Origin of the sequence: Tenacibaculum sp. Ill, from assembly GCF_051938915.1 — a bacterium.
GTDB lineage: Bacteria > Bacteroidota > Bacteroidia > Flavobacteriales > Flavobacteriaceae > Polaribacter > Polaribacter larymnensis.
The window spans coordinates 1524630-1548765 of record NZ_JBPSCW010000002.1; the positions used below are offsets into that span (position 1 = coordinate 1524630).

The 24136-nt window shown below is 31.7% G+C and carries 22 protein-coding genes; 6 read left to right on the forward strand and 16 right to left on the reverse strand.

Annotated features, from left to right (window positions below; all coding sequences use genetic code 11):
- The first annotated feature begins 6 nt into the window (after positions 1 to 6).
- The gene (gene lpxK / locus ACTPNM_RS07295; protein WP_440121177.1) at positions 7 to 1041 is read left to right on the forward strand and encodes a tetraacyldisaccharide 4'-kinase; all 1035 of its coding nucleotides are present in this window, start codon (positions 7 to 9) and stop codon (positions 1039 to 1041) included.
- On the opposite strand, the gene ACTPNM_RS07300 is transcribed toward lpxK, so the two are convergent.
- The 4 genes from ACTPNM_RS07300 to ACTPNM_RS07315 form a co-directional block, all read right to left on the reverse strand.
- Positions 1038 to 3023 (reverse strand): GTP-binding protein, encoded by a 1986-nt coding sequence (locus tag ACTPNM_RS07300; RefSeq protein WP_440121178.1) that lies wholly within the window; start codon positions 3021 to 3023, stop codon positions 1038 to 1040. The two genes, lpxK and ACTPNM_RS07300, sit on opposite strands and share 4 nt — an antisense overlap.
- A 33-nt stretch (positions 3024 to 3056) precedes the next feature.
- On the reverse strand, positions 3057 to 4118 hold the full coding sequence (locus ACTPNM_RS07305; RefSeq protein ID WP_440121179.1) for a mannose-1-phosphate guanylyltransferase: 1062 nt from the start codon (positions 4116 to 4118) through the stop codon (positions 3057 to 3059).
- 7 nt (positions 4119 to 4125) lie between these two features.
- Positions 4126 to 4713 carry a SprT-like domain-containing protein gene (locus ACTPNM_RS07310; RefSeq protein ID WP_440067341.1) on the reverse strand — a complete coding sequence of 196 codons (588 nt, stop codon included), beginning with the start codon at positions 4711 to 4713 and terminating at the stop codon, positions 4126 to 4128.
- Between the two features lie 151 nt (positions 4714 to 4864).
- Entirely contained in the window at positions 4865 to 5545 is a 681-nt protein-coding gene (locus ACTPNM_RS07315) for an SDR family NAD(P)-dependent oxidoreductase (RefSeq protein ID WP_440121180.1), read from the reverse strand.
- 74 nt (positions 5546 to 5619) lie between these two features.
- On the opposite strand from ACTPNM_RS07315, the gene ACTPNM_RS07320 reads away from it, so the two are divergent.
- On the forward strand, positions 5620 to 6906 hold the full coding sequence (locus ACTPNM_RS07320) for an amidohydrolase family protein (protein WP_440121181.1): 1287 nt from the start codon (positions 5620 to 5622) through the stop codon (positions 6904 to 6906).
- A 339-nt stretch (positions 6907 to 7245) separates the two neighbouring features.
- Here the strand turns inward: ACTPNM_RS07320 and ACTPNM_RS07325 are convergent, their stop codons facing one another.
- On the reverse strand, positions 7246 to 8742 hold the full coding sequence (locus ACTPNM_RS07325; RefSeq protein WP_440121182.1) for a hypothetical protein: 1497 nt from the start codon (positions 8740 to 8742) through the stop codon (positions 7246 to 7248).
- Positions 8743 to 8758: 16 nt separating this feature from the next.
- On the reverse strand, positions 8759 to 9799 hold the full coding sequence (locus tag ACTPNM_RS07330; protein WP_440121183.1) for a glutaminyl-peptide cyclotransferase: 1041 nt from the start codon (positions 9797 to 9799) through the stop codon (positions 8759 to 8761).
- Between the two features lie 197 nt (positions 9800 to 9996).
- Here ACTPNM_RS07330 and ACTPNM_RS07335 point away from each other — a divergent pair, with 197 nt between their 5' ends.
- From ACTPNM_RS07335 to ACTPNM_RS07345, 3 genes are all read left to right on the forward strand, one after another.
- The gene (locus ACTPNM_RS07335; RefSeq protein ID WP_047789607.1) at positions 9997 to 10248 is read left to right on the forward strand and encodes a type B 50S ribosomal protein L31; all 252 of its coding nucleotides are present in this window, start codon (positions 9997 to 9999) and stop codon (positions 10246 to 10248) included.
- A gap of 92 nt (positions 10249 to 10340) precedes the next feature.
- On the forward strand, positions 10341 to 11873 hold the full coding sequence (locus ACTPNM_RS07340; protein WP_099213808.1) for an FMN-binding glutamate synthase family protein: 1533 nt from the start codon (positions 10341 to 10343) through the stop codon (positions 11871 to 11873).
- Positions 11874 to 11887: 14 nt separating this feature from the next.
- Positions 11888 to 12985, forward strand: a complete 1098-nt coding sequence (locus ACTPNM_RS07345) for a methyltransferase (RefSeq protein ID WP_440121184.1) — start codon at positions 11888 to 11890, stop codon at positions 12983 to 12985.
- A 42-nt stretch (positions 12986 to 13027) separates the two neighbouring features.
- On the opposite strand, the gene ACTPNM_RS07350 is transcribed toward ACTPNM_RS07345, so the two are convergent.
- From ACTPNM_RS07350 to ACTPNM_RS07375, 6 genes are all read right to left on the reverse strand, one after another.
- Positions 13028 to 13669, reverse strand: coding sequence for an outer membrane beta-barrel protein (locus ACTPNM_RS07350; RefSeq protein WP_440121185.1), 642 nt, complete (start codon positions 13667 to 13669; stop codon positions 13028 to 13030).
- 54 nt (positions 13670 to 13723) lie between these two features.
- The gene (locus ACTPNM_RS07355; protein ID WP_440121186.1) at positions 13724 to 14893 is read right to left on the reverse strand and encodes a histidine decarboxylase; all 1170 of its coding nucleotides are present in this window, start codon (positions 14891 to 14893) and stop codon (positions 13724 to 13726) included.
- 237 nt (positions 14894 to 15130) lie between these two features.
- The gene (locus ACTPNM_RS07360; RefSeq protein WP_274640154.1) at positions 15131 to 16168 is read right to left on the reverse strand and encodes a M28 family metallopeptidase; all 1038 of its coding nucleotides are present in this window, start codon (positions 16166 to 16168) and stop codon (positions 15131 to 15133) included.
- A gap of 65 nt (positions 16169 to 16233) precedes the next feature.
- Positions 16234 to 17031, reverse strand: coding sequence for an ABC transporter ATP-binding protein (locus tag ACTPNM_RS07365; protein WP_440122825.1), 798 nt, complete (start codon positions 17029 to 17031; stop codon positions 16234 to 16236).
- Between the two features lie 18 nt (positions 17032 to 17049).
- Entirely contained in the window at positions 17050 to 18081 is a 1032-nt protein-coding gene (locus ACTPNM_RS07370; RefSeq protein WP_274640153.1) for a FecCD family ABC transporter permease, read from the reverse strand.
- Positions 18082 to 18660 (reverse strand): non-canonical purine NTP diphosphatase, encoded by a 579-nt coding sequence (locus ACTPNM_RS07375; protein WP_440121187.1) that lies wholly within the window; start codon positions 18658 to 18660, stop codon positions 18082 to 18084.
- A 177-nt stretch (positions 18661 to 18837) separates the two neighbouring features.
- Here ACTPNM_RS07375 and ACTPNM_RS07380 point away from each other — a divergent pair, with 177 nt between their 5' ends.
- Complete coding sequence (locus ACTPNM_RS07380) at positions 18838 to 19623, forward strand: helix-turn-helix domain-containing protein (protein WP_440121188.1); 786 nt, start codon at positions 18838 to 18840, stop codon at positions 19621 to 19623.
- 79 nt (positions 19624 to 19702) lie between these two features.
- On the opposite strand, the gene ACTPNM_RS07385 is transcribed toward ACTPNM_RS07380, so the two are convergent.
- The 4 genes from ACTPNM_RS07385 to ACTPNM_RS07400 all read right to left on the reverse strand — a co-directional run bounded on the left by ACTPNM_RS07385 (position 19703) and on the right by ACTPNM_RS07400 (position 24134).
- Positions 19703 to 20062 carry a DUF2200 domain-containing protein gene (locus tag ACTPNM_RS07385; RefSeq protein ID WP_440067324.1) on the reverse strand — a complete coding sequence of 120 codons (360 nt, stop codon included), beginning with the start codon at positions 20060 to 20062 and terminating at the stop codon, positions 19703 to 19705.
- A 154-nt stretch (positions 20063 to 20216) separates the two neighbouring features.
- Entirely contained in the window at positions 20217 to 20891 is a 675-nt protein-coding gene (locus ACTPNM_RS07390) for a hypothetical protein (RefSeq protein WP_440121189.1), read from the reverse strand.
- A 46-nt stretch (positions 20892 to 20937) separates the two neighbouring features.
- The gene (locus tag ACTPNM_RS07395; protein WP_440121190.1) at positions 20938 to 21522 is read right to left on the reverse strand and encodes an SMI1/KNR4 family protein; all 585 of its coding nucleotides are present in this window, start codon (positions 21520 to 21522) and stop codon (positions 20938 to 20940) included.
- A 167-nt stretch (positions 21523 to 21689) separates the two neighbouring features.
- Positions 21690 to 24134 (reverse strand): TonB-dependent receptor, encoded by a 2445-nt coding sequence (locus tag ACTPNM_RS07400; RefSeq protein ID WP_440121191.1) that lies wholly within the window; start codon positions 24132 to 24134, stop codon positions 21690 to 21692.
- Positions 24135 to 24136 lie beyond the last annotated feature (2 nt).

The window sequence follows — 24136 nt, forward strand, 5'->3', positions numbered from 1 at the left end:
GGTGTAATGAAGCTACTTCGATTTTTATTATTTCCGTTTGCTGTTTTGTACGATGCTATTACGAGAATTCGCAATTGGTTTTTTAATGTAGGCATTTTAAAATCTACTTCTTTTGATATTCCTGTGATTGCTGTTGGAAATTTAAGTGTTGGTGGAACAGGAAAATCTCCGCAGATTGAATACTTGATACGTTTATTAAAGGATGATTATAAAATAGCGGTGTTAAGTCGTGGGTACAAACGTAAAACAGAAGGTTTTCAGTTGGTGAACGATACCCATACCGCAGAAGATGTTGGTGATGAACCTTTACAGTTTTATAAGAAATTTAAAAAAGATATTATAGTGGCTGTGGATGCTGATAGAACAAACGGAATTCAGCAGTTGTTACAGAATGATAATCCACCACAAGTAGTATTGTTAGATGATGCTTATCAACACAGAAAAGTAACTGCAAGTAGTTATATTTTACTAACAAAATACAACGATTTGTATGTGGATGATTTTTTATTGCCTACAGGAAATTTAAGAGAAAGTAGGAGAGGAGCTAAAAGAGCAAGTGTAGTTGTGGTTACTAAATGTCCTGAGAATTTATCGAAATCGGAGCAAGGAAAGATAGTGCGCAAGATTAATCCGAAGGCTTATCAAAAAGTGTTCTTTACTACGATTGCTTACGATGAAAATATAAAAGGTACAGATGATGAATTAGCAATTGCTGATTTGCAGCATAAAGAGATATTGTTAATAACTGGAATTGCAAATCCGACACCATTATTGAACTTTTTAAAGGAAAAGAAAGTAGGTTTTAAGCATTTAAATTTTCCAGACCACCACAATTTTACTCATCAAGATATTGAGAATATTAAGAAATCTTTTGAAGGATTACCATCTCAACAAAAAATCATTTTAACTACTGAAAAGGATTATATGCGATTGGAGGGGAAGATTGATCAACTAAACTATATTTCTATAAAAAGTAAGTTTTTAAGTGAAGAGAAAGTTTTTAATTCTTTGGTATTAGAAGAAATAAAAAAGAGGAGCTAAATTACTCGTTCGTCAGCTTTATAAGCACCACGACGGTGTAGTATCCATTGCGCTTCGTCTAATGGATTCACTCCTTTAAAATCTCTCGATTTGCCTTCTCCTTCAGGACATACATCATAGCCATGAAAAACCATTCGTAAACGTATACGACCACTACAAATAGTATTTAACTTAATACTTAAATCTAAAGAAGTGGCTACAGGAATTGTTCCTGTAAGATGCATCATTTCATTTTGAAAAGTAGGAGAGTTGATTGTTGCTCTTCTAGTTGTAAGTTCAGAAATAATTTTACTTAAAAACTCTTCATTGGTTTTTATTTCAAAGCGAACTAAGGGTTCTAACAAATGAGTTCCGCCAGCTTGTAAACCTTTCATGATTCCCATTGGGGTAGCTAAATTAAAATCACCAGGTCTTGAGTGTACATTATGGTCTTCACCTTTAATCAACGTTATCTTTACATCGGTAACTTCCCAACCTAATAACCCTTGCTCTAAGGCTCTTGGAATCGTTCTAGCTATTTCGTTTTGATATTTGTTATGAATATCATTTTTAGATACAATAGATTGATAACTAACACCAGAGTTTAAGGGAGCAGGTTCAATTAAAAAAGTCATAATAGCCCAACAAGGTTTAGGCATCCAATAGCGAACATAACCTTCTGCAGCTTTGCTTATGGTTTCTTTGTATACAATTTGAGGTTCGGTAAAACGAACAGGGATTGAAAACCGTTCTAGTAATATATGGGTTAGTACTTCAATTTGCATGTCTCCCATTAACAATAATAAGAGTTCCTTTTCAGGTTTATGCCATTTGAATTGAAGGGTAGGGTCTTCTTTGTCAATGATCTGTAATGCTTGTGCTAAGGCATTATAATCTTTATCATTATCAGGTAGTACTTGAACACTTAAAACAGGTGTGTTTAATTCGGGTAATTTTGGAATTCCTTCGGGATTACCTAAAATATCTCCAGTTTTTGTGTCAACGACCCCTGTAATAATTCCAATATCACCAGTTTTAATGGTAGCGTCAATATGTTTTGTATGATGGAAAACTTTTGATTGGTTTATTTTAGTTTCTAAGACTTGGGTGTGGTTGTAAATAACCGATTTAGAAGATAATTCACCAGAAAACACTTTTACATGTGCCATAACGCCATGAACTTTATGGTGCTCTATTTTATAAACATAAGCAGAGGCTTCTTGAGAAGTGTTTTTTTTGCCAGATTTGATAAAATTGGTCAGTCCATCTAGTAGTTCTTTTACACCAATATTGTTTTTTGCAATTCCTGTAAACACAGGAGATATTGAAGCTTTAGAAGTGTTTCTTATAATAGTATTTATGTAAGTTTCATCAGTAATAGTATCGCCGTTTAAGTAATGTTCTAACAAACTTTCATTGGTTTCAATTAACTCTTCTAAAAAGGTTTCTTTTTGTTCTTTGGTTACTGAACTGTTATTAAAAACAGGACTGATGGATGTAGTATCTAATCCTTCATCATGAGCAGTGTAAATGGGAGCAATTTTAAATTTAAGCTCATTTTTTATTTGATCTAAAACATTCTCAGTATCGGCTCCTTGTCGGTCAATTTTATTAATGAAGATTATCGTAGGAATTTCTAGCTTTTGTAAAGCATCCGTAATAGTTAAAGTATGTGCTTGAACACCTTCAACTGCTGAAATTACCAAAACAACCGCATCTACCACACATAATGTTCTTGCAACTTCACTCGAAAAATCTACGTGCCCAGGAGTATCAATTAAGTTAACTTTGGTGTTATTCCAAATAAAAGAGGTAGTGGCTGCTTTTATGGAAATTCCACGTTCTTTTTCTAATGCTAGACTGTCAGTAACAGTTGAGCCTTTATCTACACTTCCTATATTTCTTATGGCTCCTGTATGGTATAATAAATGTTCTGTCAAGGTAGTTTTACCAGCATCAACATGAGCTAAAATACCTATGTTAAGAATGTTAGAATATTCCATAAATCAATATAAGGTGTAAAAAAAAAGTGTTTGTTAAAATTGATTTTTAGCTTTTGCTTGTAATTGCTTTATATCTTGCTCGTCTTTGCGTGGACAAATAACCAAGACATCGTCTTTTTCTACGATAATAAAATCTTGTAAACCTTGAACCACTACTTTCTTGCCATTTTGAGTGCTAATCATATTTCCATTAGCGTTTTTAAAAATAGTATTAGCTCCAACAGTTGCATTTTGATACTTGTCTTTACCTAGTTTGTTGTATAAAGAACCCCAAGTACCTAAATCGTCCCAACCAAAATTTACAGGGAGTACATGTACTTTTTCTGAGCGTTCCATAATTCCGAAGTCAATAGAAATGTTTTCACACTTTTCATAGTTATTCTTTATAAAATCGCCTTCAAGATCGGTGTTGTATACATTGTTTCCATTATCTAAAATGTCAACCATTTTTGGAAGATGCTTTTTAAAAGCGTCTAAAATACTTGAGACTGACCAAACAAAAATACCGGCATTCCACAGATAATCACCATTTACTAAAAATTGCGTAGCTTTTTCTAGGTTAGGTTTTTCAGTAAAGGTTTTTACTTTTTTTATTTCAGAAGAATTTTCTTCAAACTGAATATAACCATACCCTGTATTAGGATGATTTGGTTGAATTCCTAAAGTCATTAATATGTCTTCTTTAGCACAAGCGTTAAAAGAAGTCTCAATATTCTTAATAAATTCAGTTTCGTTTTCTATCCAATGATCCGATGGAGCAACTAACATCACTGCATTTTTATTTTGCTGATGAATTTTTAACGCAGCATACAAAATACAAGGAGCAGTGTTGCGCATTGTAGGTTCGAGTAGTAGCTGTTTGTTGTTAATTTCAGGAAGTTGTTCTAATACTAACTCTTCGTAGCGTTCATTCGTGGCAATTAAAATATTTTCTGCTGGAATTAATTGATTAATTCTGTTGAAGGTTTTTTGTAACAAAGACTCTCCAGTTCCTAATAAATCATGAAATTGCTTAGGGTACTTTTCAGTACTTACAGGCCAAAGGCGAGAACCTACACCGCCTGCCATAATTACTGCGTAATAATTAGTATTCATACAAGTGTTATTTGTTTAAAGCTACTAGTTTCACTTCTGCATTTTGGTTGAATAAATATACACGCTTGTTTTCTAAATTTAAACATTCATAGCGTGTTCTTCGTTTATCACCTCTTTTGTATAGTTTTTCCTTGAATTGAAAAACGCTTCCATTAGGTATTTCAAAGATAAAGTTCTTTCCGTCTTCTGATTTTCCACCTCGTAATGCCAGTGATAAATTTACATCAGCATCGGTACTAGCTTTTGGGTTTTTTAGGTAGTTGGCTAAATATGGTAGAATGTTTTTTGGATAAATTTCTGGTTGTAAAAAAGGGAGCATTAAATGCTGAAATACTGTTTTCCATTCTTTACCATGCGGTTGTACTCTTCCAAATTTTTGATACGTTACATGATGCGCAATTTCATGAATTAGAGTTAGTAAAAACTGATAAGGATTCAAATTATTGTTGACCGTAATCTGCATGTGTCCATTTGGTAAGCGACGAAAATCACCGTGTTTGGTCTGACGTTCACTCACTATTTTTAAATTGATTTTATGCTCAATAATTAAATATTCAACTAATGGAATAGCTTCTTCAGGGATGTATTTAATCAATGTCTTTTTCAAATGTCAGTTCGAGTGGTTTTTATTTTGAAATAAAATGGAAAAATAAAAATTGCATCGAGAACTAGCTAATACTTCTCGATACAATTTTCTTTTCAATTATGTTGAACGAAAATCACTCGAAGTGACAATCGTTATTTCTCTAAGGAGTAGAACTAGAAACTTGTAAAACTTTACCGTTGTAATACTTATTACCTGTTAAAGCAAAATCAAAAATGTAGTTAGCCATTTCTTTAGCCGATAAAGGAGCTTCATAACCAGGGAAAGCTTCTTCTAACATTTCTGTTTGTACAGCACCTAAGGCTAAGACGTTAAAAGCTATTTGTTGCTCTTTATATTCTTCAGCTAGTAATTCAGATAAAGTAATTACTGCTCCTTTGGCAGAGCTGTAGGCAGCTAATCCAGGGAACTTCATACTTCCTTGTATTCCACCCATGCTACTCACAGTTACTACATGACTTCCTTTTTGCATAAACGGTAAAAGGTTTCTAGTTAATTCAGCAACTGCAAAAACATTTACTCTATATACCTCTTCAAAATCTTGTGTAGTTAATTGTTCAAAAGGTTTATTAATCAGTTTTCCTGCGTTATTGATAAGAATATCTACCTTTTTCCATTCAGTAGTAACAAAACTAACCGCTTTTTCTATATCTATTTCGTTAGATAAATCAACAGAAATAGTTGTGATGTTTGAATGATTTATTTGCTCTAAAGGTTTTGTGTTTCTAGATAATGCTAATACCTGATGTCCTTGATTAGCAAACTGCTGTGCTAATTCAAAACCAATACCTCTACTGGTTCCTGTAATAACAACGTTCTTCATGTAACTGTTAAAATTTAAAAAGGCAAGCTACATAAAAATCACTACATTTATTGCTTAATCATTCTTAAATTATCATGAAAAAAAGATTTTTTTTAGCACTGTTTTTAACGATGTCGATTGTTTCATTTGCTCAGAATACCTATATATTCTGCGGAAAGTTAATTGATACGGAAAAAGGTAAAATAAATAAAGAGCAAACCATTGTAGTAAATGGAAATAAAATTATTGATGTTTTAAAAGGATATGTGAGTCCTGAAAATTCAGAAGATGTTGTTATAGACTTAAAAGATAAGGTAGTAATGCCAGGACTAATTGATATGCACGTGCATATTGAAAGTGAACATAGTCCGAAATCAAGGTTGGAAAAATATATTTTAAATGAAGCTGATAGAGCGTATAACTCTGTAAAGTTTGCAGAAACAACTTTATTGAATGGTTTTACGACAGTAAGAGACTTAGGAGGAACAGGAGTGAATATTTCATTAGCAAAGGCAATAAAAGCTGGAAAAATAACTGGTCCACGAGTGTTTACAGCAGGGAAATCTTTAGCTACTACAGGTGGGCATGCAGATCCAACAAACGGTAGTAGTAGAGAATTAATAGGTAATCCAGGTCCGAAAGAAGGGGTTGTGAATTCGGTTGAAGATGCTAAAAAAGCAGTACGTCAACGTTATAAAAATGGAGCTGACTGTATAAAAATTACAGCAACAGGAGGTGTGCTAAGTGTGGCTAAAAGTGGCGATAATCCACAATTTAATATTGATGAAATAAAAGCGATTTGTGAAACTGCAAAAGACTACGGAATGCATGTGGCAGCTCATGCTCATGGAGATGAAGGAATGCAGCGAGCTATTATTGGAGGGGTAAAAACTATAGAGCATGGAACCTATATGAGTGATGTTACCATGGAGTTGATGAAAAAGCATGATGCGTACTTAGTGCCTACTATTACAGCAGGAAAAGAGGTTGAAGAGAAAGCAAAAGTAAAAGGATTTTATCCAGAAATTGTAGTACCTAAAGCTTTAGCTGTTGGTCCGCAAATACAAGGAACTTTTAGTAGAGCCTACAAAAGAGGAGTAAAAATAGCTTTTGGTACTGATGCTGGAGTATTTGAACACGGTAAGAATGGAAAAGAATTTGGCTATATGGTAGAGGCAGGAATGCCAGCTATGGAAACCATTCAATCTGCTACAGTAACTAATGCAGCATTGTTAGATATGAAAAATGAGCTAGGTCAGGTTAAAAAAGGTTTTTTAGCAGACATCGTCGCAGTAGATGAAGACCCTATCCAAAATATACATACGATGGAAAATGTAGTATTTGTGATGAAAAACGGAAAAGTATTTAAAAAAGTTAAGTAGTGTTTTAAAGCTTACAGCTTATAATAATAAGTAAAAAAGGAATACCTACGTATTCCTTCTTTTACCCTGTATAGATTCCTCAATCTATTAGTATTGCCCCCCGACAAATATTTTTATATATATTACTATTAATTTTCCTCTAAAAAAAGAGCTATTCATTACGGTTAAGAAGAATAGCTCTCAACTAACCAAACTAATTAATCTATTTATTTTATTACTATGAATGAAACAAATACACTACAAATATATATTTACTTAGTAGTATAATTAGTTATAATTCGATGAATGGATTGTTTTAATCGTTAAATGGAAGTGTTTTTGTAGATAAACCTTATTGGCTTAAAATTCAGTATGTTGATAAGCGCCAATATCTGGCATAGAGTTTCGAGGAGTACCTAAAATATCTTCAGAAACAGCGGAAGGTTTTGCTTTATTAATAGCATCACTGTTTTTATCAATGACAAATCCATTTTCAGTAACATCTTTAAAGTTAGGTTCTCCGTTTAAAATGTTGTTTAGATAATGTGAAGTGTCATCAAAATTTAATTCATTATTATCTACAAATGAATTATTAAAATCATCAAATTTGATTAGGCAATTTTCAACCATGTAGTTAAAAGTTGTTCCATCAATTCTATCAAGTATAAACTCTATATTGTTATTTCCTTCAATAATACAGTTTGTAAAATTAGCGCTAACTAAATCATTAACTTCAGTAACTTCTTGGTTGCTATCGTTGATATAAGTGATATGATTATTTACTAATACTGAAGGTAATTGACGGACACTATTATTCCAAAAATTAGCAAAAGTGGCATGGGTAAAATTATACTTTCCTCCAAAAGTACAAGCTAATGCAGATTGTCCTGTACTACCTATTACTAAGTTCTCTCCTTCGATATGAGTATTTCTACCTAAAACACCATAATTTGAACTGTTATATATCTCAGTGTTTTTTATAGTTAGCGTAGGAGAGGAAGTATTTTGTCCGTCAACAAGAACTCCAACAGTTCCATTTTTAATTTGAGTATGATTTAGTTCGTTGTTATAACTACCTTCGCGTATCCAAATAGCTCCCCATTGTCCTGGAATTTCACTAAACTGATGTTCTAATCGGTCACCTTCAAAAATAATTTTTTCATCTAAAGTTCCATTGGTTTTTAAGCTAGCGTCTTTATCAATAATTAATCCAGAATTGTTGTGAAAGTAAATTTTAGCTCCCGCTTCAATTGTTAGTGTTTTACTAGAAGGTACTGCTGCATAACCGTAAATAACATAGGGCTTTTCATTGCTAAAAGTGAGTTCTTCATCAGTTAAAAAGCGACCTTGAATCTCAGTTTCTTTACCATCAATAGTTAATGTCTCAATACCCGAACTGTTTTTAGAAGGAAAAATAAAATGTGCGTCTTGTACTAAAGTAACTAAATCTACATCTTGTTGATTTTCTCCATTATCAAATAATATTTTATCAGTATATAAAGGGTCGGCAACAGTATTAGCATCAATAGTAGTTTCTATAAATACATAGATACTATCATTTGCTAAAACATCGATGTTATTAAAGTTATCACCAGCTAAACCATCTACGTTTAATCGGTAATTTGAAGTACCTCCATTCTCTAGTTTAATTTCTGGAATAGTAATGGTTTTGTTACTCTTATTATATACTTTTAAGTTATAGGTTGCTGAGCCTATATTGCTAAAAATAGTATCTAGAAATACTGTGTCTTTTGAAAATTGTAGCTTCCCATAACTAGGCACTGTAGTGAAATCTTTTCTACAAGACATTACAACAATAGATAAAATAAGGGCTAGTATGGGAAGGGTATTTTTCATGATTTTAGGTAGTAGATTATTGTTTGATTAATTCTATTTCAAATAATTTTCCCCAATGTTTTCCTGTAACAAATAAACGGTTGTTTTCAGAATCATATGCAATTCCGTTTAATACATCATCTTGAGGTTCTAAAGTTTGATCTTTAGCAACAATATCTCTTAACCCATTTAAGTTAGCTACACCTTCAACAACACCTGTTTCTGGATTGATAATAACTATTGAGTTTTGTTGCCATTTGTTTGCGTAAATTTTTCCGTTGATAAGTTCGATTTCATTTAAATTATCAACAGGGTATTTATTAGTGTATACTTGTACACTTCTTTTTTCTTGTTGGGTGTTTGCATCTAAAAACCAAACCTTGTTACTACCATCTGTTTTGATAAGTTCAGAACCGTTGTGCGTTAAACCCCATCCTTGATTACTATTTGTATAATTAAAGCTACCAAGTTGTTTAAATGTTTCAAAATCGTAGATAAACCCTTTTCGAGCATGCCATGTTAACCAATAAATTTTATTGTTAAAAATGGTCATTCCTTCACCAAAGTACTTTTCATCTAAATCGGTTTTTTGTAAAACTTTTCCAGTTTCTAATTCAACTTTTCTTAAAGTAGATTCACCATTACGACCTGTACTTTCGTATAAATAACCGTTTTTGTATTCTAACCCTTGAGTGTATGCTCCTTTATCGTGCGGATAAATATTTACAATTTTATAAGAATATACAGCAGGAGCTTCTTTAGCCAATACCTCAATAGAGTTGTTTATTTTTTTTGATTTGTTAGGATAAAAAGCTAAAGCAGTAACAGCATGTTTTCCTACACCAAAATCAGCAGTGTTAATAGTAACACTTGTTTCGTTAGTATTTACACGTTTGTTGTTTACATAAAGTTGTACAGAATCTATCTGTTCACCCTTTAATTGTTCAAACTTAATAGCAGCTTTTTTACCTAGGGTAGTTTTTTTAGTAGTGTCTAATTTAAATTTGTAATTAGTTTCGCTACAAGAAGTTATAAGTAAAGTAGTTAATCCTAAAGTTAAAAGTTTATAAAAACGCATATATAAAATGTTATTTTCTGTAGTTTATAAAGATGTTGTACAAATTAAAGCAAATTATTTGTTTGCAAATTAAAAAAAAGGGTTAAATTTGCACCCTCAAATAGCCATTGCAGGTTTTTGATATATGAAACAACTATAAAGCTTTACCAACTTTATAATTTTTTCAACAAAAATAAAAGATTTTAAATTTACAAGAGATGAAAAAAGGTATACATCCAGAAAATTATAGAATGGTAGCGTTTAAAGACATGTCTAACGGAGATGTTTTTTTAACACGTTCAACTGCTAACACAAAAGAAACTTTAGAAGTAGAAGGAGTTGAGTATCCATTAATCAAATTAGAAATTTCAAGAACTTCACATCCTTTCTACACTGGTAAGTCTAAGTTAGTAGATACTGCAGGGCGTATTGATAAGTTCAAAAACAAATACGCGAAATTCAAAAAGTAATTTTAAGTATTTTAAATATAAAAGAAAGCTCTGGCTATATGTCAGAGCTTTTTTTATGTTAAAATTGTATTTTTGCCAGAAAAACAAAAGAGATGAGAGATACCATTTTATCTGTTATTATTGTAATTAATATATTATGTGGTGTGTTGGTTTATTTCATGCCAGATATGGGAAATTATATTTTGTTAACTGTTGCTTCAGCGGTAACATTATTAGCAATATATGATGCCTTTATTCAAAAAAAGCACTCACTAATGCGTGCTTTTCCTGTAATTGCTCGTTTGCGTTGGGTATTTGAAGAAGAGCGAGAAAAAATTCAGCAATATTTTATTGAAGATGATTTAAGCGGAAAACCTATTAACCGTGAGAAAAGAAGTATTGTTTATCAGCGATCGAAAAAAGAAATAGAAACAGTTCCTTTCGGTACACAACACAATGTATATGCAAAAGGATATGAGTTTGTAAAGCATTCGTTATTTCCTAAAGATCATCATCATATTAATGGTGAAAGAGTACTTATAGGTTCAGATAAGTGTACACAAAAATATAATTCTTCTATAATCAATATTTCAGCTATGTCTTTCGGTTCGTTGAGTAAAAATGCAATAATGGCATTGAATCAAGGGGCAAAAATGGGAGGCTTCGCACATAATACAGGTGAAGGAGGTATTTCTCCTTATCATTTGCAAGGTGGAGATTTAATTTTTCAGGTTGGTACAGGGTATTTTGGAGCGGGAAAAAGCGTAAACGGAAAACGTACTTTTGATGCTGAGGTTTTTAAGAAGAATGCAAACAGAGAAGAGGTGAAGATGGTTGAAATAAAGCTTTCACAAGGAGCTAAACCAGGTCACGGTGGAATTCTTCCTGCAAAAAAGAATACAAAAGAAATTGCTGAAATTCGTTCTGTAGAGCCTTTTACAAGAGTAGATTCACCACCGGCACATGATGCTTTTTCTAATTTTGATGAAATGGTTGCGTTTATTCAACAAGTAAGAGATTTATCTGGAGGGAAGCCAATAGGAATTAAGTTTTGTGTTGGAGACAATGATGAAATTGAAGCGATGATTAAAGCTTTTGCTGATGCTAATAATTATCCTGATTATATAGCTGTTGATGGAGGAGAAGGAGGTACAGGTTCAGCACCTTTAGAGTTTTCAAACTACATTGGTACACCGTTGCTAGAAGGATTGTCTTTTGTGAATAAAATGTTGAAAAAATACGGATTAAAAGACCAAATAAAAATTATTGCAAGTGGAAAAGCTATTGATGCTTTTGATGTGATTAAATACTTAGCCTTAGGAGCTGATGCAATTGGAATGGCTCGTAGTTTTATGTTAAGTTTAGGATGTATTCAGGCACGTGAATGTAACTTAGATACCTGTCCTGTAGGTGTTGCAACACAAGAAAAAGATTTGGTTAAGGCGTTGGTGGTTAAGTATAAAAATATGCGTGTAAAGAATTACCATAACAAAACAATTAGTGCAATTAAAGAAATGGTTGCAGCTATGGGTAAAGAGTCAATAGAAGATGTGGAGCCAAAACATATTTTTAGAAGAAATAGAGCAGGGGAAATAACTTCGTTAGATGAAATCTACTACGCTAAAGAAAAGACTTTAGTAAATTAAACGTAGAATATTAATTGGATACTACAGTAAAAATAAACTTAAAAGCGTATCAATTACAGCGTTACCCTAAGACTTTTGATAAAAGTTTACGAGCTTGGAGTAACGCTGAACTCTTAGTGTTAGATTATATAACTGATAAGAATGTAGAGAGTTTACACCTTTTTAATGACCGTTTTGGAGTGTGGAATTGTGCTTTACAGCATAAAAAAAATACTACTGTTTGGACGTATGCTAGTCAGCAAAAAGCAATTCGTCAAAATTTAAAATTGAATAACTTTTCTACGGAAGTTGATTTTAAAACTCCAATTGATGATTTGCAGCATGTAGAAGTGGCCTTGATTAAAATTCCAAAGTCTTTAGAGTTATTTGAGTTATTCTTACAACAAATCCATAAAGCTTCACAAGAAAAAACTGAGGTTATTTGTGGGTTTATGACTAAGTATTTTTCTCCTTCTTACATAAAGGTTGCTGAACAATATTTTGAAGAAGTTACGCAGTCAAAAGCTTGGAAAAAGGCACGTTTGTTAATTTTAAAAACACCTAAAAAAGAATTTCAAAAGAAAAATCTAATTAATACTATTCAGTGGGAAGGTAAAGCTTTACAGCAATATTATGGTGTGTTCTCTTCTGGAAGTGTAGATATAGGAACGCAATTTTTTTTAGAAAATTTAGAAGTTAAAACAGAAGAGTTAAAGGTGTTAGATGTAGCTTCTGGTAACGGAGTTATAGCTTATGAAGTTACTGAGCAAAATCCACTAGCAGAAGTAACTTTGCTAGATGATTTTAATTTAGCTATTGAGTCATCTAAAATTAACTTAGAAGGAAAAAAAGCAGAATTTTTATGCGATGATACTCTAGAGGAGTTAAAAGAAAATTCTTTTGACATAGTAGTATCGAATCCACCTTTTCATTTTGAACATGAGAATAATATTGAAGTAACACTCAACCTTTTTAAAGGAGTAGAAAATTGTTTGAAAAACGAAGGGAGGTTTTTGTTAGTCGCTAATTCACATTTGAATTATAGTACGCACCTAACAAAGCTTTTTACTTCGGTAAGTGTATTACAACAAAATAAAAAGTTTCAAATAATAGAATGTATAAAAAAACGCTAAGAATTTTCTTAGCGTTTTTTGTTTGATTTGTAAACTTTAATACTACCAATAATATGATAAACCGAACATTAAATCAGTTGAGTTTATATTAAAGTCGAAAGAACTCCAAGTTCTTTTTGATGAATTTTCAGGCTCTTGTGTGGCATTGTTGTAGCCTAAAGCTCCTATGTTAGCCTCTAAAGCTAAATTTTTGTTTAAGAAATAAGTTATTCCTGGTCGAACACCGATAAAATATTCGTTTGTATGCCCTCCATTAGAATTTAAAGCATTATTATTTTCATATTCTGAATAGCTATATCTAAATTCTCCTTGTAACGAAATAGTCAATTTCTTTCCAACAGGAAAATATTTTTTGATGTAAGGGAAAATTCTAAAATGATTAGTTGTATTAACTTGATTATTTGTTGTGTTTCCTAACTCGCTTTCCGTATATCCATACCCTAAGCCTAACCCTAGAATTAAGTTGTCGTTGACAGTATAACCTATCTTAGGGGAGAAGTTAAAATTAAAATACTTAGAAGTATCAGGTGAATCTTCAAATTCGGAATTGGTGTGTCCTAAAGAAACATTTCCGCCAACATACCACGTATCTTTTTCAATAGTTAATTTTTCATTTTCTTTTTTTTCTTGCCCATAAGCAAATGACAATGCAAGTAGCATTGTACTTAATAATAATTTCTTCATAATTAAATTTTCTTTTATAGCAATCAAAAGTACTTGTCTTAGATTAATATAAGGTTAGCTTAATGAAAAATCATAGGAAAATTCCTCTTCAATAATTTGTTCTGTACAATTTTTTAAATCATTTACAAATTCATCAATTTGAGTTTTTGTTACGTTAGGCATACAAATAACATGAGAAATGTTCCCTTCAGTAGCTAACTGCCATTTATCTTTAATACTTTGTGGAGTTTTTGGTAATACAACAGTAATTGCATTTGGGTTTCTCCAAGCATTTACTCCAATTTTTTGTAATTCAGCTTCGCAATATTCAGCCACAGCTAAGCTATGTAGGTAACGTTGTTGTAAACCCTCAGCACCTAATTGTTTTAAGGCGTACCACAAGAATAAAGGAGAATGTCCGTTACGAGAGCCTGTAATAGTAGTATCAAAAGAACCGATGTACGAAATTCCTTTAGCAATTCTGTCTCTGTTCGATCTTTTAGCCATTAATACTCCTGTCGGTATTGGTGAACCAATAAATTTATGTCCACTTATAGAAATACTATCAGCACCATCCATAAAATCGAAAGGAAGACGAGGTTGCATAAATGGTCCAAATGATCCTGCTAAAGCAGCATCGCAGTGAATATAATGATCTTGAATAGCTAGGTTGTGTAAGATGCCTTTAATTTTACCTATGTCGTCTTTAGCTTCTTTCATAGTTGTACCAAAAGTAGCTAATACAATTACAGGTTTATGACGATTCATACGAACAGTATTTTCAAAATCTTCATAATCCATTTCACCATTTTCTTGCGATTTAATTACAATACTTGGAATATTTAATAAATGGATGTTTTTACGTACACTGTAATGAGTAGATTCAGAATAATATACCATAGCTTTAGGAAACAACTCACGAGCTATATATAAACCATATAGGTTGCTTTCTGAGCCACCATTGGTTACATATCCCCAAAAATCTTTTGGGTTAGCTCTAAATAGTTTTGCAAAAAAGGCAATAACCTCACGTTCCATTTCATGGGTTCGTACACGATAAGTGCCTTGTTCAAAAGGATCACCAAGGTTGTTAATTGGATATTGAAAAAACTTATTTAATTCTGAATAATCAAAATCTTTTGATACAGGGTACCCTAAAAAAGTATCGCGAGCAGAAGCCAATTCTTCCTGTAACTTATCTAGTTTTTGTTGATTTTCTAATGATAATTTCCCTTCGTTAACCATAGTATTAAAATTTAAGCGGGCAAATGTAAACGAAGCAATGTTATTTATCAGGTATTAGTTTAGTTTTTAGATTATTTTTCTTATTTAATTATTTTGGTAGATAAATAATCTATTTAAGGTTCGTTATGGTAAGAAAAGAGGATATATTTTAGGAATGGTATTTAAGTTAAAAGCAAATAAAAAGCCCATCTAATTTAGATGAGCTTTTAAACTTTATAATTTAAATTTGATTAGACCTTATTCTGCGGCTTTATCAACCACAATACGATTCTCACGATTTGCAACTTCCCAAGCAGTATGGAAAACCAAACGAGCTCTATTTTCTAACATTTCGTAATTGATTTTGTCAGGAGTATCAGTTGGTCGGTGATAGTCGGCATGTGTTCCATTAAAATAAAAAATAATAGGAATGTTGTGCTTAGCAAAATTATAATGGTCAGAACGATAATAAAAACGGTTAGGGTCGTTATCATCGTTGTATTTATAGTCTAAATCGATGTTTGTATATTTTTTATTCATCGCTTCAGAGATATTGTGTAATTCAGTACTTAATTTATCAGAGCCAATTAAGTATACGTAATTTGGGTTTCCTTTATGACGGTCGTCAACTCTACCAATCATATCAATATTCAAATCAGCAACAGTATTAGCTAATGGGAAAATAGGGTTTTCTGTATAATACTTAGATCCTAATAAACCTTTTTCTTCACCAGTAACGTGTAAGAATAAAATAGAACGCTTAGGACCTTTGCCAGCATCAGCAGCTTGTTTAAAAGCTTCAGCAATTTCTAAAATAGCTACAGTTCCTGATCCGTCATCATCTGCACCGTTATAAATCTCCCCATTTTTAACACCTTCATGATCTAAGTGAGCAGAAATAACCACTATTTCATCTGGTTTTTCTGTTCCCTTGATAAAAGCAACAACGTTTTCAGAATCTTTTAAAGTCATTCCTCTACGATTGTTACTTAAGTATTCTGAAGGTACTTCTTGAAAGTAATCATTTCCTCCTAAAGGAGACGCTATTCCTTGACTAACATAAAAATCTTTTAAATACTTTACTGCTTTCTTTTGTCCAGGTTCACCTGTATTTCTTCCTTCAAATTCATCAGAAGCATAGATAAATAGATGTTTTCCTAAATCTTTTGCAGTAATGGTTTTAGCATATTTTGCAGATAGGTCTGTTGTTACATCATTATCTGTATTTGTAGTTTCTTTGCTTGAACCACAAGCTACCAGTGCAACTGCACTAGCCATATAAAGTAATTTTCTCATCAATAATTAAGGTTTGTTTAGTTTGATTAGTCTCAAAAGTAACAAAATGTTACAATCGTTCAAATTTAATTTTTCTTGATAACGAATTGTTCTAATGTTTTGTTAAAACTTATTAATTCTTTAGGAAAAAGTTCATCAAAAGCATTTTTAGCAATTAATTCTTGTGAGGTGCCAGTATAAAATTGTTTTTCAGAAAGTAATATGAATTCATCAGCTAGTTGAATTGCTATATTTACTTCGTGAGTAGAAATAATAATAGTTTTACCTGTATTTTCTACAAGTTTTTTTAATAAAGAAAATACTTTAAATGTGTGATGTATATCTAGGTGTGCTGTAGGTTCATCTAAAATAATGATTTCTGTATCTTGGGCTAAAGCACGGGCAATAAGTACACGTTGTAATTGACCATCGCTTAATTCATAAAACCGCTTGTCTTTTAAATGTGTAATTTCTGTTTGCTCAATTGCCCAGAGAATCTTTTTTAAGTGATCTTGTGTGAGTTTGTCAATCCAGTTGGTGTAGGGTTGACGTCCTAAAGCAACCAGTTCAAAAACAGTTAACTGACTTAAAGGTAAACGTTCTGTTAACACTAAACTTAGTGTGGTAGATAATTCTTGATTAGTGTAAGATGAAAGTTCTTTTTGTTTGATTTTTACAATACCTTTTAAAGGTTTTTGAACTTTAGAAATAGTACGAAGCAAGGTTGATTTTCCTATTCCATTTTTACCTAACAAAGCAACAAATTTCCCTTTTTCAATAGTTAAATCAATATTTGAAGCTATGAGAGTTTCTTGTTTTTTTGATTTGTAACCTATTGAAAGGTTTTCTGTTTGTAAGACGATATGTTTTTGTTGTTGCTTGATGTTTAACTGTTTATATTCTTATACATATATTTTCTTCTTCCTAATTAATAGCCAAATAACTACAGGTGCTCCAAATAATGATGTTATTGCGTTAATAGGTAAGGTGAATTCGCTTGTAGGTAATTGCGCTATACTGTCACAAATTAACAGAATAATTGCTCCAATTAAAGCAACTGCAGGCAATAAAACTTTATGGTTTGATGTAGAAAAAATCATTTTAGCAATATGTGGAACAGCTAGTCCAACAAAAGCAATAGGGCCTGAAAAAGCAGTAATTACCCCTGTAAGAATACTTGTGATTAGTAAAATGATATTTCTACTTTTTTTGATATTGATTCCTAAACTTTTTGCATAGTTTTCTCCCAATAAAAAGCTGTTTAGAGGTTTAATAACAGAAAATGTTCCAAGAATTCCTACTAGGTAAATAATTCCAAAAACAGAAAGTTCAGCCCAAGTTAGATTACCTAAACTTCCAAAACTCCAAAATAAATACTGTTGTATTTGTTCAGCTTCACTAAAAAAAGCTAAAACACTAATAACTGCTGATGTTAACGAGCCAAACATTAATCCAATAATTAAAATAGACATCGTATTACGAACTCTATTTGCAGCTATAATAACCGCTGATAATACTAAGAAAGATCCTGCACTTGCAGCAATGGCTAATGCCCAGTTAGAGTAAATAGCTACAAGAAAGAATCCTCCAAAAACACTAGAGCCTAAAATGAGCAATGCTACACCAAGGCTTGCACCAGAAGATATTCCTAACACAAAAGGACCAGCAAGCGGATTTCTAAATAATGTTTGCATTAACAATCCACTTATAGCTAAACCTGATCCTACTAAAATAGCAGTAATAGCTTTTGGTAATCGGTAATTTATAATAATAGTTTCCCAACTATCTTTTGCTACAGGATTACCAAATAAGGAGTTGAAAATTTCTTTTAGAGGAATTGATACGGAGCCAAAACTAATGTTTAGTAGTAAAAAAACTATCAGTAAAACCGATAAAAGTAAAAAGTGAACTGTGTATGTTTTTGATAAATTCAACTAGCTAATTGATTTTAAAAATGCTACTAATTGTTGAATCGCTAATCCTCTATGACTTATTTTGTTTTTTTCTTCCGAAGTCATTTCTGCAAATGATTTATTGTATCCTTCAGGCTGAAAAATAGGATCATATCCAAAACCTTTTTCTCCTTGTTTAGATGTTAAAATGGTTCCTTTACAAACTCCATCAAATAAAAATTGTTTTTCGTCTAAATTTAAACAAATAGAAGTCCTAAACTGAGCAGTTCTATTGATTTTATGATTTAATTCTGTTAATAGTTTTTGCATGTTGTTTTCTGTATTAGCAGGTTCACCTGCATAGCGAGCTGAATATACACCTGGATCTCCATTTAAAGCTTCAACTTCTAAACCTGTATCATCAGCAAAACAATTGTATCCAAACTTTTCGGTAATGTAATTTGCTTTAATTATAGCGTTTCCCTCTAAAGTTGTTGCAGTCTCTTCAATATCATCAAAACAGTTGATATCTTTTAAAGAAAGTAGCTCAATAGAGGTAGGTAGCATTTTTTGTACTTCAGCAAGTTTATTTAGATTATTGGTAGCAAAAACTAGTTTCATGTGTTGAAAATTAACAAAAGCAAATGTATTCAATTTTTATCATCTTTGCTGGTGTTTTTATTTTTTATAAAAAATGAATTCGTCTTGAAAGTATTGTAAATAAAGAGATGTCGTGTAAAAGTCGGGTTAAAAACCATTAAATAGTTTTATCAAATTTAGAATCAAAAGTAATATTGTATGAGAAATAAAAATTTACTTACCATGAAACAACCAGATTTAGGAAAAAAGATTCTTGAATTAAGAAAACAAAAGGGATTAACTCAAGAAGAGCTTGTTGAAAAATGTAATATTAATGTTCGTACAATACAACGTATAGAGGCAGGGGAAACTATGCCAAGAAGTTTTACGATTAAAACTATATTAGAAGCATTGGATGCAACAATTAATTTAGAAGAATTTACAAACGAGGTTGTACTTACAAATCAAGATAAAAAGAAATTAAACTTAGCTTGGATTTTTGGAGTTATATATTTTGTTTTTGGTTTTGTTGAAACTATTGCTGATGTATATCAGTTTACAAAGGATCAATCAATTTTTAATGGATTGCTATATACTAGTATTAAAGTAATTTCTTCTGTGGCTTTTGTATTATTCTTTATGGGATTTTTAAGAGTAGCTAAAATTTATGCTCATAAATTATTAGAGATAATAGTTTATGTCTTTATGATAGCATATGTACTATTTGAGTTCTATGATATATTTTTAATAAACTTTAGTGAAGAGACTGTTGGAGTGTCTCTTATACTAGAGTTACTTGTTTTTGGAGTCGTTCAAATAATTTTTGGTATTGGCTTATTACAGCTAAAGAGTAGGTTAGGAACTTTAGTACAAGTATGTGGTGTTTTAGAAATAATAACAGGAGTTTTATTGTCTACTGTAGTCTTGGCTAGTTTAGGCTTGTTCTTGTTAATACCTACTATAATAATTGAAATTATAGTAATTTATAAGATAGCCAGGAAATAAGTGAGGTTAAATAGTTTTAGAGACTTTTTAAGTCTCTAAAACTTATAGAATATAATTTCTAGATGAGAGTTAAGTGTGATTAGCGTAAAATTTTTTCCATTTTACGACCTTTAGCTAATTCATCTACAAGCTTGTCTAAATAACGAACTTGCTTTGTTAAGGGAGTCTCGATTTCTTCTATTCGATAACCACAAATAACTCCTGTAATTAAATGAGCGTTTGAATTTAAGTTGGCTTCTTTGAAGAAGGTTTCAAAAGTTACTTTTTGATCAATTAATTTGTTTAACATTTCGTTATCAAAACCAGTTAACCATTCAATTACTTGATGTAATTCCTCTTTAGTTCTACCTTTTTTCTCAACTTTCGTAATATAGTGTGGATAAACAGAAGCAAAAGTCATGTTTGCAATTCTTTCGTCGTGTTTTGGTGTTGTTTTCATATTTTAAGTTTATGAGAAACTATTTTGAGTTCTAAGATTGAAACAATTAAGATGGTGATAAAAATGAATCGCCAAAATGTAGCAACTTCTTTTAAAAGCTATAATTAATAAAACTCAATTCATTTTATTAAAATTTACTACTAACTTAGTTAGTTTATATAACAGATTCTCTTTGAGATGTTAATTTATGAAAATTTTTCTTAGTTAATAACTCGGCTATTTTATTTCTTCCTTCAGCACCATTTTCTAATATATAGGTTAACTCTTTTGGGGTTAAAAGGGTTACGTTAACTAATACTATTTCTTCAATGCTTAATTTTAATGAGTTGTTGATATTATTGTTTTTTAAACCTAATAATATACCAGCTTCTTCATCTTCGTTTACAAAGCATTCTGGTAAACCACTACCATCAATAGTTGTTGAAATGTAGGTGTAATCATTTAAAGTATATGAAATATTAGGGTTAGCAGCAGCAATGTTGCTTGCTCTTCGAGTAATTTTAAACTCCCAAGAGTCTATTATGTGCTGAATATCTTCGTATTTGTTATCACAAATGGTATAAAGCTCTATACCTATACCATTATAAGCTTGATTTTCTGTATTTGTATCATAATCGTCATACGGGTCACTCAAACCGTCTGTAGCTATAATGGTACCATCTTCCGTTTTAATTCCTATGTGGGCTTGTCGTAAAGATGGCCATTTAGGTCCTCCTAAAAAAGTAGGATTAATCATGCTTCCTATAACATCAGAAAAAGGAGTTCCTGTTTGTTGCCAATACTCATTTCTAATTTCTGTTGAACGTTTAAAGTGTTGTTCGTAATTCATAATGTTGTGTATTATTTATAGTTTTTACAGCGTATTAAAAAATGATTTAAATATCTTCTTTGTTAATTATCCCTCCCCATTCGTCTGAATAAGCATATATGTCATTTTCAAGGTTAATACAGTAATTTTCGAAAAAAACCTTAAAAGACGGAGCTATGAACTCTCTTACACTGTCGTCATGCCACATTCTTATTATTTGGCCTTTGGTTCCATTTTCAGTAGGGTCCATGTCTATACAAAGATGATTTCCTGATCCATCATAGGTAATTGGTATCCATTTAGGGTTCCACCAAAAGTTTTTAATTTCTTCATCAGGTTCAGCTTCACTATCATCAAAGTCTCCACTTTGATATAAATCATACCAAATTTTCCATTCGTCCATTATTCGGTCAGAAGAAAGCAACTCTTCAGCATCTATAAAACCGTCAGCATTTCTATTTTGACCATTGTGTATACTTAAAAAGGCTATAAAGTCTTCAGGTAATTCTGTTTGTATAGTTTGTTGTAATTGTTTTATTTCTTCTGGTTGAACTGAAGGTTGAAGTTCTTTTGATAAATGAGGAGCTTTTGAAGTGATCCAGTTTTTAAATCTGTTCCATAAGTTTTCAATTTCAATTTTTTGGTTTTTCATTTTAATTATTTTTTTGTTGCGTAATATTGATGCCAGCTAAACTCTTTGTGTAAAAAACAGATAGGTTTTTTCATAGCACCTTTGAAATTTTCAAGCTAAAGTACTATGTGTAGAAAATGCTAAAGGAAGTTTTTTCGCTAATTTTTCGTTAAAAAGAGTAGAGGAGACTAAAACTGCATTCCTAGTTTAAAGTTTAACACCCTTCCAGTCATGTAGTTAGGGATACCGTATTGGTTTTTACTGTAAGCATCACGTACCCATGTGTTGGTATTGGAGTTACGAATATCAAAAATGTTAAAAAGTTCTAAACCAGCAGTAAGCTCTTTAAAACTTCTTAGGAAGCCTGTTTTATGTTGTTTGTTTGCATCTGAAAAAACATAAGAAATTCCTACATCAGCACGTTTATAATCGTTTAAACGGTTTTGAAATTCATATACATCTGAATAAGCAGGAGCTCCACCTGGTAAACCTGTATTGTAAACTAAGTTTAAATAAGCTTTTAAATCGGGTAAGTTGGGTACATAATCTTGAAATAGCACACCAAACTTTAAACGTTGATCGGTTGGTCTAGCAATGTAACCTCTATTGTTAATATTTTCTTCAGTTTTTAAATATCCAAAGCTCACCCAACTATCGTTACCCGGAACAAACTCACCATTTAAGCGAATGTCTAAACCATAAGCATAGGCATCGGTAACATTATCTGCGCGATAACGAATACGGACATTATCTACAGAGTAAGCATTTACATTAGATAAGTCTTTATAGTAAAGTTCAGTAACTAATTTAAATGGACGTTCCCATAAGTTGAAACTATATTCATTCCCAGCAACTAAATGAATTGATTTTTGTGCTTTTACTTCGGGGTGTACTTGACCATCATAATCACGTAATTCTTTATAAAAAGGAGGTTGTGAATACCATCCACCAGATATTCTAAATAGCATATCGCTCTCCCAATCAGGTTTTATAGCAAATTGCGCTCTAGGGCTAAAGATTGTTTGAGAATAATTATTGGTAGAAGCTGTTTTTATAGACCAATAATGAGAACGAACTCCAATATTCATCCAAACTTGGTGATCGTTCCACATTGCTTTTTTACTAAATTGTAAAAAACTAGTAATACGGTTAATGTCTGTTTCATTTTCTGCTCTCACATTTCTGTAAGGCTCAATAGGACCTGTAAAAGGTTCGTATGGTTGATTATTTGTGGTGTGGTGTGGTGGACGAACAGAAAAACCTAAAGAGTCTATTACTTCCCATTCACGAATACGATCTTTAATATTTTCTTTTTGGTATTTAATACCGGCTTTCCATTCATTGTTACCGTCTTTTAAAGTAGCTTTTAGTTGAATATTGCTAATTAAAGCATCCAAGTCGTTACGTGCATGATTAATTTGTGAACCAATGCCTTGAGAAAATTCAACTTCACCAAAATCTTCAGAACCAATATTACTATTTACTTCTCCTATTGCATAGGCAGCAGCAATATCAAAGTACTCTTCTTCTTGTGTGTTAAAAGATGAAACAGTACCAGTAAGTTCCAGATTGTCGTTAACTTGATAGTCAGCAGAAAAAGCTCCAAATAAGGTTTGAAAACGATCTTTTTCTTGTCCTTGATAAAAAATAATTAACTCTAGCGGATTCGTTAAAGTTCCAAATCGGGTTTTGCGAGTTAATGGTTTGTAATTATAGTTGTTAAGAGAAAAATTCCCTAAGAAATTTAATGTAAGTTTACTAGTTGCTTGGTAGCTTAAAAATGATTGGACATCTGTAAATTGAGGTCTAAAGTTTATTTCAGTTTGTTTACTGTTTACAAATAAGCTATTATCACGATAACGAACACCAACAATTGCACTTAGCTTATTATTAGCAAAAGTGTCTTCAATAGTAAAACTACCTCCTAACAAACTTAAATCTAGTTGAACACCAAAGTTGGTCGGTTTTCTATAGGTAATATCTAGTACAGAAGATAACTTATCACCGTATTTAGCTTGAAATCCACCCGCAGAAAAATTAATATTCTGAATCATATGAGGATTGGTAAAACTCAATCCTTCTTGTTGACCAGAACGAATTAAGAATGGACGATATACTTCAATTCCATTAACATATACCAAATTTTCATCAAAGTTACCACCACGAACATTATACTGAGTACTCAACTCATTGTTATTACTAACTCCAGGTAGTGTCATCAATATATTTTCAACACCAGCATTGGCACCAAGTATGTTTTTTACTTTTTTTGTTTTTATTTTGGTAATTCCTTGGGCTTCTTTTTGTTGGTTTTTAACGATAACTTCTTCTAATTCTTCACTCTTAATTTGTAAAGTAGGAGAGAAGTTAAAATTTCTTTTTCCTCTAGAGGTGAATTTTTTCACTAAAGTTTTATAAGAAACATGTGTAAATGTAACGGTAACTGTTTTTCGTATAGGAATGGTAAATTGATACATTCCGTTAGCATCGGTAGTAGTTCCTTTTGATAAATAAGAAATCGCAACTCCTTCAATTGGTGTATTGAATTTATTGGTAATGATTCCTTTTACTGTAGCTGTTTTTTGTGCAAAAACTAGTGAAGGGAACAGTAATAAAAGAATAAATTTTTTCAAGC